The organism is Paenibacillus phytohabitans (genome assembly GCF_013141775.1).
Classification (GTDB): Bacteria; Bacillota; Bacilli; order Paenibacillales; family Paenibacillaceae; genus Paenibacillus_AQ; species Paenibacillus_AQ phytohabitans.
The window spans coordinates 38,667-53,419 of the sequence record NZ_WHOB01000069.1 but is presented as its reverse complement, the minus strand read 5'-3'; the positions used below and the strand labels follow the sequence as shown (position 1 = coordinate 53,419).

The window sequence follows — 14,753 nt, the reverse complement described above, 5'->3', positions numbered from 1 at the left end:
ATACCGCCTCTGTTCTTTTATGTTCTTTTGTATAACGAATATAAATCTACACTTCCGCCGCATCGGCAAGATGAAGGACTACCGGACAATGATCACTGCCGAGAATATTGCACTCTATCCCTGCATCCAGAAGGCGCGGGGCCAGCCGCGAGGAAGCCAGGAAATAGTCGATACGCCAGCCTACATTCTTCTCTCTTACCTTCGGCATATAAGACCACCAGCTGTAGGCACCTTCAAGCTCAGGATAGAAATATCTGAACGTATCAACGAACCCTGCCTCCAGCAGCTCTGTCATCTTTCCGCGTTCTTCATCGGTGAAGCCTGAATTACCACGGTTCGATTTGGCATTCTTAAGGTCAATATCCTGATGGGCCACATTCAAATCCCCGCAGACGAGAACCGGCTTATGCGCATCCAGCTTCAGCAGATAATTGCGGAACTCATCCTCCCATTCCATCCGGTAATCCAGTCTCGACAGATCCCGTTTGGCATTCGGAGTGTATACATTCACCAGATAGAAGTCTGCAAATTCCAGGGTAATAATTCTCCCCTCGTCTTCGGTTTCCTTGTCCAGACCGTATCTGACAGACAGCGGTTTAATCCGGGTGAAGACAGCTGTACCAGAATATCCTTTTTTGAGGGCATAATTCCAGTACTGCGAATACTCCTCACCGTGGTCCAGAACAATCTGACCCTCCTGAAGCTTCGTTTCCTGCACACAGAAGATGTCTGCGGCGCTTTCCCGGAAATATTCGTTAAACCCTTTATTCACACAAGCTCTCAGACCATTTACATTCCAGGACACCAGCTTCATCGTTGTCATTCTCCTTACCATTCACTAGAATTACTTCCAGTGTACCATATTGTCTCTATTTGAGCGTAGCAGCCCTGTCTTTTGCCGGAATGCTCTTCGGGCTTATCTTATACCGCTTCTACGGCAAACGGTCCAAAGATAAGGCGTATATTAAACCAGCTTCATAGGTCATAGACCTAATCCATAGAGTAGTCGAACCGCAAAGAGCCCCCGCCCGCCATGGGTAGAGGCTCTTCTTCTATTTGCTTCTAACTCTCGTCGCCCTATTAAAATGTGCTAATCTCCCAAGACATTCGTTACAGCAATCATAGTTTCGGCGAATATGATATCCTATCAAACGAAAAAGGAGGTCATTACCATGGCAATCTTGTTACCGCAACAATTCTTCAACCTGGCTGCAGGCGTTGGTAAATCTTATTATGAGAATCTGGCTGGAGGCATCAACGCGGCTGTAACTGTAAATAACAACTCCGGTTTCCCTGTGGATCTTGTTCTTTACAGAGTCAATGCGCCAGTCGTCACTTATACTATTCCTGCGCTGAACAGTCTCACAGTTTCTGTAAACCTGCTGCTTGTTGCTGCTCTTCTCAGCTCAGCTGCAGGCGCAGTCTTCGGCACCATCGAAGTTGCAACCTCTGATTTCTAAATCTAATGTCAGAGTATCCCCCTCATACTCTCTCATTAACATTCCCTTGTTCAACATCTCCGGCTGTTTGACGGCCGGGGATGTTTTTGTGCTGTTATAAGGGGGATTCCTCTGCTATTACGATACAACCTCTGATTCAGGCATCGGTCCGATATACGTAGATTGCGGGCGGAAAATCCGGTTATTGGCCGCTTGCTCCAGTATATGGGCCGTCCAGCCGACAATTCTACCAGCCGTAAACGTTGGAGTAAATATCTCCGGTGAGAGCTGCAGCGCCTTCAGAATGGCTGCGGCATAAAACTCGACGTTAGTGAACAGCCTCCGGCCCGGCTTGTATTCCTCCAGCAGTGCAATTGCCGTGGCTTCTACATGCAGGGCAAGGTCAAAGGATGCATTCTTCCCGATCATCTCCAGCGTGGCAATCTGCAGCGCTTCTGCACGGGGGTCCTTGGTCTTATAGATGCGGTGTCCAAAGCCCATCAGCTTCGTCCCGTTATCCAGCGCATTGCGCAGCCAAGGCTCTGCCCGCTCTACCGTCCCGATATCCTCCAGCATTGAGATGACTTCATAAGGTGCACCGCCATGCAGCGGCCCTTTCATCGCCCCAATGGCTCCGCATACCGCTGCGCAGATATCTGATTCAGTCGAGAGCACTACCCGGCCGGCAAACGTCGAAGCATTCATGCCATGCTCCATGCAGAGGATCAGATAGGCACTGAGCGCCTTGACATGGGCTTCCTCCGGCAGCTTTCCTGTCAGCAGATACAGATAATTCGCAGCATGGCCAAGCTCAGGAAGCGAATCCAGAGGTGTCAGGCCCTGCAGGCTGCGGGCTCTGTATGCGATGATCGCCGGTAGAACGGCCGTCAGCCGTACCGCTTGCTTCAGCGTTGGCGGCCAGGTTGTATTCTCTTTATCGCCTAGTGCGGCAACTGCACTCTGCAGCACCAGCATAAGCGGTACCGACGCCGGATACAGATCCAGCATCCTGCACAGATATTCCGGAATGACTCTCTCCTCTGCCATCTGTGCCTTCAGCAGCGCCAGCTCCTCTGCATCCGGCAGATGCCCGTTCCAGAGCAAATAAGCTACTTCCTCATAACTTTTGCTTACCGCTAGTTCTTTGGCCCAATATCCGCGGTATACCAAATGTCCTTTCTCTCCATCGACCAATCCGATTTCAGTTTCTCCGGCAACTACGCCTTCCAATCCGGTTACTTTAGCCATTGACCTTTGCCCCTTTTACGATCCCGCAGGAATTAATTCATCATATAAGGAGTATAAACGGCAAATTCGATATTGCATATTTATAGTTTTTTATGAATCCATAAAAAATAGTTATCGCCCTACGATTCAGGCTCCATCAGCTGCTTCAGCTTGGATTCTGTGTTGGAATCTCCGGCGGGGGTGTAGATGCTGCAGCGCAGATCCGTGCTGCCCTGCACCTGAAGCGAGGTCAGATGGAACAGCATTTTGCCGGCTTTGGCATGCCGGAACTCCAGTACTACGTCCGGAGCGGAGCTTACCCGGCTCTCCTCCCATAGCTGATTGAACTCCGGATGCTGGTCCTTCATTTCCGCAATGAATTCATCATACCAGCGGTCCTCCAGATATTGCCCGTAATAGGCGCGAAAAATCGACAGGTACCCCCGGACAAACTGCTCCCAGTTCACGGCCAGCCGTCTGAATTCCTTGCGTACAAATAGCAGGGAGATCATATTGCGCTGCTCCGGCGGCAGCTTGGCGAAATCAAGAAACACATGTGCGGCTGCCTCATTCCAGCCGACAATGCCGCAGTGCCGGTCCGAGATGATTGTCGGACAGCTCTTCAGCTCCTGCAGGATCTTCTGCAGGGACGGATGAATCACTGAGCTCTCCTCTTGAGGATAAATCATACTTCCCGGCCCGTTATCCAAGGCCAGGGCAAATAAGTAGCTCCGCTCATCCTTGGTCAGCCGCAGTGCTGCGGCAATACAATCCAGAACGGATGGAGATACTTTAATATCACGCCCCTGCTCAAGCCACGTGTACCAGGTATTGCTGACCCCGGCCAGCTGTGCCACCTCTTCGCGTCTTAGCCCCGGCGTCCTTCTGCGCGAGCCTTCCGGCAGTCCTGCCGCTGCCGGCGAGATGGCCGCACGTCTGGATTTCAGGAAATCGGATAATGCTTGCAGCCTGTTCTGATTGGACATTGATTCTCCCTGCCTTCCGGTTGGTCTGCCTATTAGTGTAGTAGTAATTATACTAGTATAAACTACAACTTGTAATAGGATAAGTTAAGTGGAACAATAGGTCTAGAAAGCATCCGGTTATACTTACAAAACTTAAGTATATGCTCACATAACTTTTAGGAGGATTATCGTATGGAACGCGTAGTGATCACAGGAATGGGCGTTATTTCGCCGCTTGGCAATACCGTAGAACAGTTCTGGAGCCGCTTGGCTGCTGGTGAATCGGGAATTTCGCCGATTACTACTTTTGATACAGCACATTTCAAGACCAAAATTGCCGGCTCTGTACAGGAGTTTGATCCTGACGCCAGATTCGGCCGCAAGGAAGCGCGACGCATGGACCGGTTCAGCCAGTTCGCGCTTGCCGCCGCCGAGGAGGCCTGGGCGCATTCCGGCCTGCAGCTGGACAAGATTGACCGCGAACGGCTCGGTGTCTATGTAGGCTCCGGAGTAGGCGGCATCCAGACCCTAATGGAGCAGGGTGATCTGCTGCGCTCGCGTGGCCCGGAGCGGGTAAGTCCAACCCTGATCCCGATGCTGATCTCCAATATGGCAGCCGCAATGATCAGCATTAAGCTTGGAGCCTTAGGACCGACCCTCTCGCCGGTCACTGCCTGCTCGATTGGTAACACCGCCATCGGCGAAGCCTTCCGCCTGATCCGTTACGGCGGAGCCGATGTGATCCTCGCCGGGGGTGCCGAAGCGGCGGTGACCGAAATTGCCCTGGCCAGCTTCGGCAATGCAACCGCCCTATCCACCCGCAATGAGGAGCCGCAGAAGGCCAGCCGGCCTTTTGACCAGAGCCGCGACGGCTTTGTCATCGGGGAAGGCGGCGCAATTGTCATCCTGGAGTCGCTCTCCCATGCCTTACAGCGGGATGCTGTCATCTATGGCGAGGTAACCGGTTATGGCGCCAGCTCTGATGCTTATCACATGGTAGCCACTCATCCTGAGGGCATAGGCGCCTACCAGGCGATGAAGCTGGCGCTAAGAGAGGCCGGAATCGCCCCGGCAGAGGTGGATGTAATCAGTGCCCACGCGACCAGTACGATCGTCGGAGACCGTTCTGAGACCATGGCAATTAAGAAGCTGTTCGGCGAGGACGCCTACCGGATTCCGGTCACTGCGAACAAGTCGATGACCGGACATGCGCTCGGAGCAGCCGGAGGCCTGGAAGCGATCGCCCTGCTCAAAAGCATTCAGGAAGGCCTGATTCCGCCAACAATCAATCTGGAGCAGCCTGACGAATTGTGCGATCTGGATTATGTTCCTAACCATGCCCGTCAGGCGGATCTGAAGATCGGGATCTCCAATTCCTTTGGCTTCGGCGGACATAATGCAGTCATCGTGCTGCGCAGGTATGAGGAGTAAGTCAGGATGAAGTCGCGGCATTCAATGGCCTAAGAATAGTATGTTACTACTTAACAGCGGATCTCCAGGCGGAGACCCGCTGTTTGTCATACAAGTTACCGGTCACGCAGCGGGACTGGAACACAGGCGACAATACCTGCCATTGGATTCGTTACTGGGAGAATGGAGACTTTTAGAAAGCACTCTAGACCTAAATGTTGTACGTTCTGCAACTCTGACCGATAAGTAGCCGGGTGTTCGGCAGGATTGTTGTAGAAAATACAAGAATAATCCGGCTAAGCCGCTTGAAAACGCTGAAATCCTGCATTCTATACAACAATCTTGAATTACGGCCGCCTGGATCAGGGAAATGTTGTATTATGGGCATGATTTTATAAGAAGTTACCTTATCAGGATCTGCATTCAAATCAATTGAAATACGCAATAGTTTTCTCAATAAATGCCTTGGCCGATTTAGTCAGAAACCGGTCTGACCGGTGAATGATCTCAAAGTGACGGTATGGTGGATCATCTGTAATTCGGATGCAGCGCAGTGTCGGTTCATTCATCGCTTGGATCAGAGGATACGGCAGCAGGGTTCCTCCGACATTGGCTTTTACCAGGCTAATAATGGAAGTGGCCGAACTGATCTCCATAATCGTATTTAAGCTGAAGCCATACTTACGGCAATAGTTATCCACCAGCTCTCTGCCTGTAAATCCTTCGGGAAACATCACCGTTTGGATATCACGCAGCTCCCGGATACCAATCGAGCTTCGCTTCGCCCAATCATGATTCTCTGAAACGACCAGCACATATTCTTCACTGCACAAAGAAATGCGTACAAGCCGGTCATCCGGAGCAGACGAGACGTCGATGCCGATGTCTACTTCATTCTCCAGCACTTGATTCAAGACGAAGACCGAAGAGACAACCTTCAGCTGCACCTTAGGGAACCGGGTATGAAAATCCGCCAGCAAAGGAGTAATCCGGTAGTCCAGATCGGAAGGTAGAACACCGAGTACCAGGCGGCCCCGCTGATCATTGCGGAATTCAGCTAATGCATCCCGGGTATTCTGTAAATGACGGATCATCTGTACACAGTGCTCCAGAAACAGATTTCCTGCCTGTGTCATCACAATCCTTTTGCCGACCCGGTCGAATAAGGGAACGCCGAGTTCATCCTCCAGCGCACGTATTTGTTGACTCAGGGTAGGTTGGGATATGCCAAGCTTCTCAGCTGCCCGTGTGAAATGAAGCTCCTCGCACACCGCAATGAAGTTTTCCATCTGACGAATCTCCATATTGGCCACCTCCAATCATTGATTTTAGTAATCATTTTAATAGAAACAATAGTATTGTTCAATCATTCTAATGATTCTATACTTAACCGTGCATCCCCCAATGCTCTGTCACGGGCTCATGATCACGGGTGAATGCTACAATACTACTACCATGAGGAGATTCAGAATGAAACTTTTTTACATCGTCTTGGCGCTTATCCTGGCTTCACTGAATTTACGGCCACCTATTACATCCATTTCTCCTCTAATGAGCACCATACAAAATGATCTGGGTATAAGCGGGATTACCGCCAGTCTGTTAACTACACTTCCGGTATTATGCATGGGCCTATTTGCTCCGTTCTCCGTTAGATTAAGCAGAAGGTGGGGAAATGAAGAGGCCATTGTTCTGGCTCTAATCCTCATCGGGCTGGGTACGGGATTACGCTTGTTTGTGGACACAACTCCATTGATGATGTTCACTTCTTTTTTATCGGGTGTAGGAATTGCCTTGGCAGGGCCGCTGTTGTCCAGCTTCATCAAACAGCATTTCCCTGACCGGGTGGCAGCCATGGTAGGGATCTACTCTACAGCGATGGTGGCGGGTGCGAGCATTAGTGTGGGACTTTCGGTTCCGCTTCAGCATCTGCTGGGGGGATCATGGAGGAGCTCACTGGCTGTATGGGCATTCCCCGCAGCCATTGCATTGCCTGTCTGGTTGCGGTTAGCCTGGTCTGCGCACACAGACCGGCAATCCGGTATAACTAAGAGTGTACTTCATGCACCTCTTCCGGTGAAAAACAGGCGTGCCTGGGTGCTGACCCTATTCTTCGGGCTGATGGCAGCGATCTTCTATTCCTTAACCGCCTGGCTCGCGCCAGCCATCCAAAGCCAGGGGTACAGCCAGGAGACGGCCGGAAACATCCAAACCTTATTTACATTGATATCGCTGCCCTCTACGTTGTTCATTCCCATGCTTGTACACCGCTACCAAAGACGTGTATTCTGGCTTGTCGGGTGTGCGTTAATGGAGTTGACCGGTGTCCTGATGCTGAACCTGTCCGTTAGCCCTTGGCTCGCGGCCGTCCCGCTCGGTATTGGTGTGGGCGGACTGTTTCCGATTGCATTAATGTTGCCCATTGATGAAACAAGCAACGCCCAGGAAGCCAGCAGCTGGTCTGCAATGACCCAATCCGGCGGTTATATTCTCGGAGCGCTTGGGCCGCTGGCCATGGGCTGGTACTACGATGCTACGGGCAGCTTCGTACAAGCATTCTATGGTTTGGCTGGCATCATCGTGCTTCAGATTATCGTTCAATTGGCAATTGGGAACAAAAAAAGTTCTCCAGAATAAAAAACAGCGGCAGCCAGGGACTATAGTTGGTCCTTTGCTGCCGCTGTTTCGTATAACTGGTTAACCCTTTACTTTATATTTCTGCTTACAATAACTATAGCCTTGACCGGGATAAATTCACTTGTTCTGCAGGGATACATGACTTCCCCAGACTGAGATGCCTTCCGCCGACAATGCCGTGAATGTCATTACGTTGCTGGCGGTCGCTTCATTCCATTCACGCAGGAACACGCCGCTATACTCCGTCCCGTCTATAGTCAGCTTCGCATTATGCTCATCACCCAGGCTCCATGTACCTGTTACTGCGCCGCTTATCGTACCGTCTGTATTCAGCTTAATGATCTCCGACTTCACAATCTCAGCGGTGATATCCTTACCGTGATTCACATATTTGTACTCTCCGGTCACATCCTTACCGGAGTACTTGCCGATCTTCTCCCCGCTGTAGCGGTGAGGTGCCACAACCGGCCAGCCCGCTTCGTTCAGGAACATCTGGTGTACCCGCACTTCATGCTGCTCGCCAAGATACGGGAACCGGGTATGGAAAATCAGATAATATTGCCCGCTCTTCTCATCATAATATGCCGAGTTATGTCCGGGAGAGACATACCCTGCACCGCTGGCAGAAGGTTCCTGATCCGTGTTCAGGAACTCATAATTCCCCATCAGCTTCACCCCGTAAGGGGCATATGCCGGATCATCAAACAGAACACCAGCCGTCCCCTGCGCGTCAATCATAGCTTTGCCTTCAGAATCCTCAAACGGTCCGTCCGGATTCTTGGAGCGGGCAACACGGATATTATAGCCGCCGTTCGCATCGAGTCCGCCGTAAGACAGGAACAAGTAATAGTAATCCGTCTCCGGACTGTACAGCATATAAGGCCCTTCTATCCGGGCATGATTCGCCCCCAGCAGCTTCTTGCCATACCCTTGGTCTGCCAGCGGGAATCCCGTAGCCGGGTCCAGCTCCAGAATGAAGATGCCTCCGGAATACGAACCGTAGACCATCCACAGCTTGCCGTCCTTATCAAAAAACACATCAGGGTCTACTACATTCGGCTTCACGGTAGCATCATAGACCTCACCGTCATCTCCGGTGCCGGCCATTCCCGACTTAAGGATAATTCCTTTATTCTTATAAGGGCCTTCGACCTTGTCAGCGGCTGCGATGCCGAGTGCCGACAGCGGTGAATCCCCCCGGCAGGCATTGTAATACATGTAGAATTTCCCGTCAGCCAGCTGAATGACATCAGGCGCCCAGAGCGTGTCCGATTGTGCCCAGCTGAGAGTCTCGCTGAGTTCCTCCGTTACATTGGGGATAAGCACATTGTCATCCTTTACCCCGGAGGAAATCTGAGTCCATGACATCAGATCCTTGGATTTGGCCGAGGCCAAATGTGAACCAAACACATAATAAGTATCGTCAGCCTTGATCACGGAGGGATCGTGTACCGATACATTCTCAAACTCAGGTGTTCTTGCAGCATTCCCGCCACTGCAGGCAGACAGCAAAGCTAAGGATATCAAAGATGTTAGCGTTCTTGTTCTCAACTTATAACCCCCTTATGTATACCCTTACATTTTGCTGCGCAATGACAAATTAGTCAATACTTTTATTTATATATATATGTATTATTTTATATTTTTATAAACTTAAAGTCAGGCAGATCGGCCGGGCATGTTCTTTGCGGTAACTTTAAGCTTCGTCCACCTTCGAAGAAACTCATTGCTTCCTGAATCGTCAAAAAAGCGCCAAGCCGCAATCGGCCTGACGCTAATCTTAATAGTATGTGCTATAGCCCGGTTCTTAATACTCGCTGCTGTTCTGCACGAGAACCGGCTCCGGATAGGCATTGCTCAAGACGCGGCGCTGCTTCTTCACGACATCCGGCGGTTCTACCGCAGGTGCCATCGGATGCAACAGCCAGGACTTCACAAGATGAGTATCTGAAACCTTGTACATTGGCGGTTCTTTCTCCATGTCAATCGCCATGGCATATGTGCTCCGCAGTGCGAAGGCATCACCCTTAGGAGGCTTGATCAGATCGGGAGGTGTTCCTGGAATCGCTGTAAGCAGGGAACCCTTGCTCTCAAGACTAGGCATGGAAGCCAGCAAGCCCCAAGTATACGGATGTCTTGGATCATAGAAGATCTCTTCCGCTGTGCCCATTTCAACGATTTGACCGGCGTACATTACGGCTACACGGTCTGCCATTCTCGCCACAACCCCAAGGTCATGGGTGATGAAAATGATCGCTGTATCAATCTTCTTCTGCAGGTCCTTCATCAGATCCAGGATCTGTGCCTGAATGGTAACGTCAAGCGCGGTTGTCGGCTCATCGGCAATCAGGAGCTTAGGGTTAGCGGCAAGTGCCATAGCAATCACGACACGTTGGCGCATCCCGCCGCTGAACTCATGCGGGTACTGCTGGAAACGGCGTTCAGGTGAAGGAATTCCCACCAGATTAAGCAGCTCGATGCCGCGTTTGTAAGCAGCTTCTTTAGTAATTTTCTCGTGCTTGAACAGTACTTCGGTAATCTGTCTGCCGACTTTCATCATCGGATTCAGCGAGGTCATCGGATCCTGGAAAATCATACCGATTTCTTTACCGCGGATTTTTTGCATTTGCTTCTCATTCTTGCCGATCAGATCTTGTCCATCGAACAGAATCTGTCCACGCTTATATTCGCCCGCAGGCTGAGGAACCAGCTTCATGACTGCTTGCGAGGTTACGCTCTTACCGGAACCGGATTCGCCTACAATCGCCAGTGTCTCCCCTTTATTTACATGAAAGCTGACACCACGGATTGCTTGGACTTCTCCTCCGCGTGTTCTGAATGATATAGCTAGGTCTTTTACCTCTAAAAGGCGCTCCATCCTGTCACCCTCTCTGCTTCTTTTCAAAGTATGATAATAATTCTCAGTAGCCAAAAAACACGCAATAATATTATTTTATCTATCATTAGGGGGTCACGTCAAGATTTTTCTGAAAACGTCACCGTAACAAATCATCATTCTCAGCTGATGTTATGTCTTGTCCTGTTCTTCATCATGCCCCATACAAGCAGTGGTGTCAGGATCAGCATGAGCAGCACCGACCACCCTATGTCAGCTTCGCTGACAACATTCTCATACAGCAGGCGGTAAAAAGCATATATCGAGTACGGCAATGCTACGAGCACAGCAGTCACTACACCCGGGGTATACAGCCTCAGAACAATACTTTGTGCCAAATGTGTGAAGACATGCAGCAGAAACACAGCGAGCACGGCTAAGTAGAGCCAGTAGAACTCTAAAAACACCGCAACGAAGGTTACCCCCACTATCAGAATATACACGAAGAGCACATCCATAGCAAAATTCCTGGTGGTCATGCCCATCATAGGCGCCAGGCGCTTCTGCAATGACGGGGAAAGCGACGCTGTTATAGCTGGACCGTGTTTGTTCCCCCATGCCTCAACTGTAAGAATTTCCTCAAAATCATGAAACATGAAGAATACAGGCAGCAGCCAGAGCAAGCTTGTTACGTCCATATGTATTTGCAGCCAGTTCAACATCATAACATCCGTCTCCTTTCGCGGGAAAGTTGTCATCCGGTATGTTCTCTGCTGACCATCGTCCCTGCCTTACTTGCGGGAACAACATTCAATGAAGTAAATTAGATCAATATAGCAATCATACAGCCTGATCTGGGAGCTCAGATGTTTCTTCACTTCATTATAAGGATCACCTGAGAGGTTCACCATGAGAAAATACTCACTCCGAATCAGGCAACTCCTCTCCATTCTCCAATCCCAGCAACCATCGATGAAAGCGAGGTTAATATTATAATGATCATAAAACCCAGAACGCGCGGTTTCATCTGTACGACTGCCCACCCCGCAGGCTGTGCGCATCAGGTACAGCAGCAAGTGAACTATGTACAACATCAGGGTAAATTTACAGGACCCCGCAATGTACTCGTAATCGGGGCTTCAACCGGGTATGGACTTGCAGTCAGGATTGCAGCAGCCTTCGGTGCAGGAGCAGCAACTGTAGGCGTCTATAGACCCAGCACAGCCAGCGAGACGCGGACAGCCTCCGCAGGCTGGTATAATTCCGCAGCTTTTGAGGAAATGGCCTATACGGCCGGCCTGCGCTCCTACAGCGTATGCGGGGACGCTTTCACTGCTGAAACGAAAGAACGTACCATAGAGTTGATCCGCAGCGAGCTCGGACAAGTTGATCTTGTCATTTACAGCGTAGCCTCGGCACGCAGAACAGACCCAGAGACCGGAGAAGTTCATCAGTCTGTATTGAAGCCGATCGGCAGCACTTATACCAATACAACGGTCAATTTCCATACCGGAGAACTAAGCACGGTACAGATTGAACCGGCCACCGAAGCTGAAATCGATGACACGGTTCATGTGATGGGCGGAGAAGACTGGCAGCTCTGGATTGAAGCGCTCCGGAATTCCGGTGTTCTGGCCGCAGATGCGGTCACCCTCGCCTTCTCCTATATAGGTTCGGAGCTAACACAGGCCGTCTACCGCGACGGCACCATCGGCCGGGCTAAAGATCATCTGGAAGCCACAGCCTTACAGCTGAATGCCCAATTATCACCAAGCGGAGGCCGCGCCTATGTAGCAGTCAGCAAGGGCCTGGTCACCCAGTCCAGCTCGGCGATCCCTGTAGTTCCGCTCTACATCTCCGTCCTCTACAAGGTCATGAAAGAAAAGGGACTGCACGAAGGCTGCATCGAACAAGCATACCGGCTGTATACCGGTTTCCTGTACAACCCGGAAGGGACTCCGGTAGACGGACAAGGGCGTATCCGGATTGATGATCATGAGATGAGCCCAGCTGTGCAGACAGAAGTGGACCGCATCTGGCCCAAGCTAAGTACGGAGAATGTCTATCAATATTCCGATCTGGACGGCTACAGACGTGAGTTCTTCCAGCTGTTCGGCTTCGAGACTGACGGCGTTGACTACGAAGCAGACATTAATCCCGTTATCGCCATCCGTAACAGGTACTAAGTGCTGACTGAAATCCTTCTGTTCTGATGTACTCAACAACAGCCAGGAGGCCGGATCTCCGAAGAGAACCGGCCTCCTGTTTGTATTATCCTGTTACAGCCGAGAACAGCTTCCAGGACTCCGCGAGGTTCTCGTGGGCCCAGTTTACATGATTCTCATCCTTATACTGGCGTGAATAACATTCAATTACCATGATAAGATCCAGATACAGGTCGTACAGCCGCTTCCGCAGCAATTCGTCCGGACTGCTGAAAGCTGTCCCGTACCCTTCATAGAACGCTTCCGAGTTCTCGAAATGCCGGAAATAATACTCCAGCAGCACATCGCCCCACATGGCCCGCTCCCAGTCAATAATAGATACGATCCTGCCATCCTGCACAAAAATATTGCCGTTCCACAAATCCCAGTGTACAAGACGCGGCTGCGTCACTGCATCCAGCGCAGGCAGATAACGCCCCAGCGCCTGCTCAATTTCCGGCAGCGATGCAGGTAACGCGGCATCCAGTCTCACAGCATCCTGAAGCACATTCAGCAGCATTGCCTTGAAGGTCTCCCTCCAGGCCATTCCGCCTCCGGCAGGATCTGCACCGAATAATCCAAAGACTGGCCCTTTAATCTCATTGATCAGACGCTGGTACTGCCCGAGTTCATACTCGATGGAAGAACGCTGCTCTGGAGACAGGCTCTCCTTCACATCACTGTACGGCTCACCTTCAATCTTCTCCATGAAGAAATAAGGGCATGGAATCAGCTGCAGGCTCTCATCATAACTGTAGACTTCGGGCACAGGAATCCCGCCTGCGGCACGGACCAGGCGGAGCGCTCCGACTTCAGCACGCATAATATCCTTCTCATAGCTAAGCACCGCTGTCTCCGGCCCAGGAGCAACCTTAAGGATGACCGACCGTCCATCGCTTAGCTCCAGGTCATATCCTGTATTAAAAAAACCTCCGGTCAGCTCTCTGCTGCTGACAACCGCTACATCTGCACCGAAGGCGCTGGCTGCTAATAGACTCAGCTCCCGGTCATTCAGCTTGACCTTGGTGAAGCTCTCCATCTGTTAGACCCACCACATCTCGGAAAGAGGCTCTTCAATAAGTACCTGGCGGAGATTGTCTACAGCCTTGGAGAAGCCTTCCTCAATGGACATCAAGCCATCTTCGTGTTCAATGCTGACCACATAGTCGTATCCTACAAGGCGGAGCGCACTCATCATGTCCGCCCACACCTTGACATCATGTCCGTAGCCTACGGAACGGAACTGCCACGCGCGGTCAAGCATATTCGTATAGGACTGCATATCGGTCAGGCCATGCTTGTTGACATTGACCGGATCGATTACCGTATCCTTCGCATGGAAGTGATGAATTGCGCCTTCACGGCCCAGAATATGAATCGCCTGCACCGGATCAATCCCCTGCCACCACATATGGCTCGGGTCAAGGTTCGCACCGATGGCTTCCCCTGCGGCTTCTCTTAGTCTCAGCAGTGTAGCTGGCGTATGCACCGAGAATCCTCCGTGCAGTTCAAGGCCAATCTTCACATCATGCTCAGTTGCGAAAGCAGCCTGCTCCGTCCAATAAGGGATCACTTTGTTCTCCCATTGCCAGGTCAGGATCTCCTGGTAATCATTCGGCCAAGGTGCAACCGGCCAGTTCGGGTATTTCGCGCCTTCGTGGTCACCAGGGCAGCCGGAGAAGGTATTCACAACCTTAACACCCAGCTTCTGTGCCAGCTTAACCGTGTTCACGAAATCCTCATGATCCTTGGCTGCCAGCTCCTTCTGCGGATGCAGCGGGTTGCCGTGACAGCTAAGCGCACTGATAATCAGACCGCGGGATTCTACCGCGTGCTTGAATTCCTTAAGCGCCGCTTCATTCTCAAGCAGCAGCTTCGGATCGCAGTGGCTGTTGCCGGGATAACCTCCGGTGCCGATCTCAACTGCCTTCAGCCCTTTGGATGCTACGTAATCCAGCGCTTCCTCCAGCTTGCGGCCGCCGAACAATACCATAAATACTCCAAGTTTCATTGATGTTGCCACCTCTCCCTGATC

13 protein-coding genes are annotated in these 14,753 nt (G+C 51.2%); 4 read left to right on the top strand and 9 right to left on the bottom strand.

Features of this window, described 5'->3' with window-relative positions:
• Nucleotides 1-46 precede the first annotated feature (46 nt).
• Entirely contained in the window at nucleotides 47-814 is a 768-nt protein-coding gene (locus tag GC101_RS23575; protein ID WP_039303545.1) for an exodeoxyribonuclease III, read from the bottom strand.
• Between the two features lie 358 nt (nucleotides 815-1,172).
• Here GC101_RS23575 and GC101_RS23570 point away from each other — a divergent pair, with 358 nt between their 5' ends.
• Nucleotides 1,173-1,460 carry a hypothetical protein gene (locus GC101_RS23570; RefSeq protein ID WP_171719264.1) on the top strand — a complete coding sequence of 96 codons (288 nt, stop codon included), beginning with the start codon at nucleotides 1,173-1,175 and terminating at the stop codon, nucleotides 1,458-1,460.
• Nucleotides 1,461-1,577: 117 nt separating this feature from the next.
• On the opposite strand, the gene GC101_RS23565 is transcribed toward GC101_RS23570, so the two are convergent.
• Together GC101_RS23565 and GC101_RS23560 are read right to left on the bottom strand one after the other, a co-directional pair.
• Entirely contained in the window at nucleotides 1,578-2,687 is a 1,110-nt protein-coding gene (locus GC101_RS23565; protein WP_171719263.1) for a citrate synthase/methylcitrate synthase, read from the bottom strand.
• Between the two features lie 119 nt (nucleotides 2,688-2,806).
• Nucleotides 2,807-3,652: a helix-turn-helix transcriptional regulator gene (locus GC101_RS23560; RefSeq protein WP_171719262.1), complete on the bottom strand. Its 846-nt coding sequence runs from the start codon at nucleotides 3,650-3,652 to the stop codon at nucleotides 2,807-2,809.
• 171 nt (nucleotides 3,653-3,823) lie between these two features.
• On the opposite strand from GC101_RS23560, the gene fabF reads away from it, so the two are divergent.
• Nucleotides 3,824-5,062, top strand: a complete 1,239-nt coding sequence (gene fabF / locus GC101_RS23555; protein WP_171719261.1) for a beta-ketoacyl-ACP synthase II — start codon at nucleotides 3,824-3,826, stop codon at nucleotides 5,060-5,062.
• A 407-nt stretch (nucleotides 5,063-5,469) separates the two neighbouring features.
• Here the strand turns inward: fabF and GC101_RS23550 are convergent, their stop codons facing one another.
• Nucleotides 5,470-6,345 carry a LysR family transcriptional regulator gene (locus GC101_RS23550; RefSeq protein WP_171719260.1) on the bottom strand — a complete coding sequence of 292 codons (876 nt, stop codon included), beginning with the start codon at nucleotides 6,343-6,345 and terminating at the stop codon, nucleotides 5,470-5,472.
• A 166-nt stretch (nucleotides 6,346-6,511) separates the two neighbouring features.
• Here GC101_RS23550 and GC101_RS23545 point away from each other — a divergent pair, with 166 nt between their 5' ends.
• Nucleotides 6,512-7,678, top strand: coding sequence for an MFS transporter (locus tag GC101_RS23545; protein ID WP_171719259.1), 1,167 nt, complete (start codon nucleotides 6,512-6,514; stop codon nucleotides 7,676-7,678).
• 117 nt (nucleotides 7,679-7,795) lie between these two features.
• Here the strand turns inward: GC101_RS23545 and abnB are convergent, their stop codons facing one another.
• The 3 genes from abnB to GC101_RS23530 all read right to left on the bottom strand — a co-directional run bounded on the left by abnB (nucleotide 7,796) and on the right by GC101_RS23530 (nucleotide 11,239).
• Nucleotides 7,796-9,205, bottom strand: a complete 1,410-nt coding sequence (gene abnB / locus GC101_RS23540) for an arabinan endo-1,5-alpha-L-arabinosidase AbnB (RefSeq protein ID WP_484549365.1) — start codon at nucleotides 9,203-9,205, stop codon at nucleotides 7,796-7,798.
• A gap of 280 nt (nucleotides 9,206-9,485) precedes the next feature.
• On the bottom strand, nucleotides 9,486-10,556 hold the full coding sequence (locus GC101_RS23535; RefSeq protein WP_171719257.1) for an ABC transporter ATP-binding protein: 1,071 nt from the start codon (nucleotides 10,554-10,556) through the stop codon (nucleotides 9,486-9,488).
• 140 nt (nucleotides 10,557-10,696) lie between these two features.
• Nucleotides 10,697-11,239: an HXXEE domain-containing protein gene (locus GC101_RS23530; protein WP_171719256.1), complete on the bottom strand. Its 543-nt coding sequence runs from the start codon at nucleotides 11,237-11,239 to the stop codon at nucleotides 10,697-10,699.
• A 270-nt stretch (nucleotides 11,240-11,509) separates the two neighbouring features.
• Here GC101_RS23530 and fabV point away from each other — a divergent pair, with 270 nt between their 5' ends.
• Nucleotides 11,510-12,700 (top strand): enoyl-ACP reductase FabV, encoded by a 1,191-nt coding sequence (gene fabV, locus GC101_RS23525; RefSeq protein ID WP_171719255.1) that lies wholly within the window; start codon nucleotides 11,510-11,512, stop codon nucleotides 12,698-12,700.
• Nucleotides 12,701-12,785: 85 nt separating this feature from the next.
• Here fabV and GC101_RS23520 read toward each other — a convergent pair whose 3' ends face one another.
• A complete protein-coding gene (locus GC101_RS23520) occupies nucleotides 12,786-13,757 on the bottom strand; it encodes a phosphotransferase family protein (RefSeq protein ID WP_171719254.1) in 972 nt (323 codons plus the stop codon).
• Nucleotides 13,758-13,760: 3 nt separating this feature from the next.
• A complete protein-coding gene (locus GC101_RS23515; protein ID WP_042136766.1) occupies nucleotides 13,761-14,729 on the bottom strand; it encodes a sugar phosphate isomerase/epimerase family protein in 969 nt (322 codons plus the stop codon).
• Nucleotides 14,730-14,753 lie beyond the last annotated feature (24 nt).

Excerpts from the sequence above, each read along its gene's own strand:
- GC101_RS23575 (WP_039303545.1), bottom strand. The coding sequence starts at position 814 with ATGAAGCTGGTGTCCTGGAATGTAAATGGTCTGAGAGCTTGTGTGAAT.
- GC101_RS23515 (WP_042136766.1), bottom strand. The coding sequence starts at position 14,729 with ATGAAACTTGGAGTATTTATGGTATTGTTCGGCGGCCGCAAGCTGGAG.
- GC101_RS23530 (WP_171719256.1), bottom strand. The coding sequence starts at position 11,239 with ATGATGTTGAACTGGCTGCAAATACATATGGACGTAACAAGCTTGCTC.
- GC101_RS23520 (WP_171719254.1), bottom strand. The coding sequence starts at position 13,757 with ATGGAGAGCTTCACCAAGGTCAAGCTGAATGACCGGGAGCTGAGTCTA.
- GC101_RS23570 (WP_171719264.1), top strand. The coding sequence starts at position 1,173 with ATGGCAATCTTGTTACCGCAACAATTCTTCAACCTGGCTGCAGGCGTT.
- GC101_RS23550 (WP_171719260.1), bottom strand. The coding sequence starts at position 6,345 with ATGGAGATTCGTCAGATGGAAAACTTCATTGCGGTGTGCGAGGAGCTT.
- fabF (WP_171719261.1), top strand. The coding sequence starts at position 3,824 with ATGGAACGCGTAGTGATCACAGGAATGGGCGTTATTTCGCCGCTTGGC.
- GC101_RS23545 (WP_171719259.1), top strand. The coding sequence starts at position 6,512 with ATGAAACTTTTTTACATCGTCTTGGCGCTTATCCTGGCTTCACTGAAT.
- fabV (WP_171719255.1), top strand. The coding sequence starts at position 11,510 with ATGATCATAAAACCCAGAACGCGCGGTTTCATCTGTACGACTGCCCAC.
- GC101_RS23535 (WP_171719257.1), bottom strand. The coding sequence starts at position 10,556 with ATGGAGCGCCTTTTAGAGGTAAAAGACCTAGCTATATCATTCAGAACA.
- GC101_RS23565 (WP_171719263.1), bottom strand. The coding sequence starts at position 2,687 with ATGGCTAAAGTAACCGGATTGGAAGGCGTAGTTGCCGGAGAAACTGAA.
- GC101_RS23560 (WP_171719262.1), bottom strand. The coding sequence starts at position 3,652 with ATGTCCAATCAGAACAGGCTGCAAGCATTATCCGATTTCCTGAAATCC.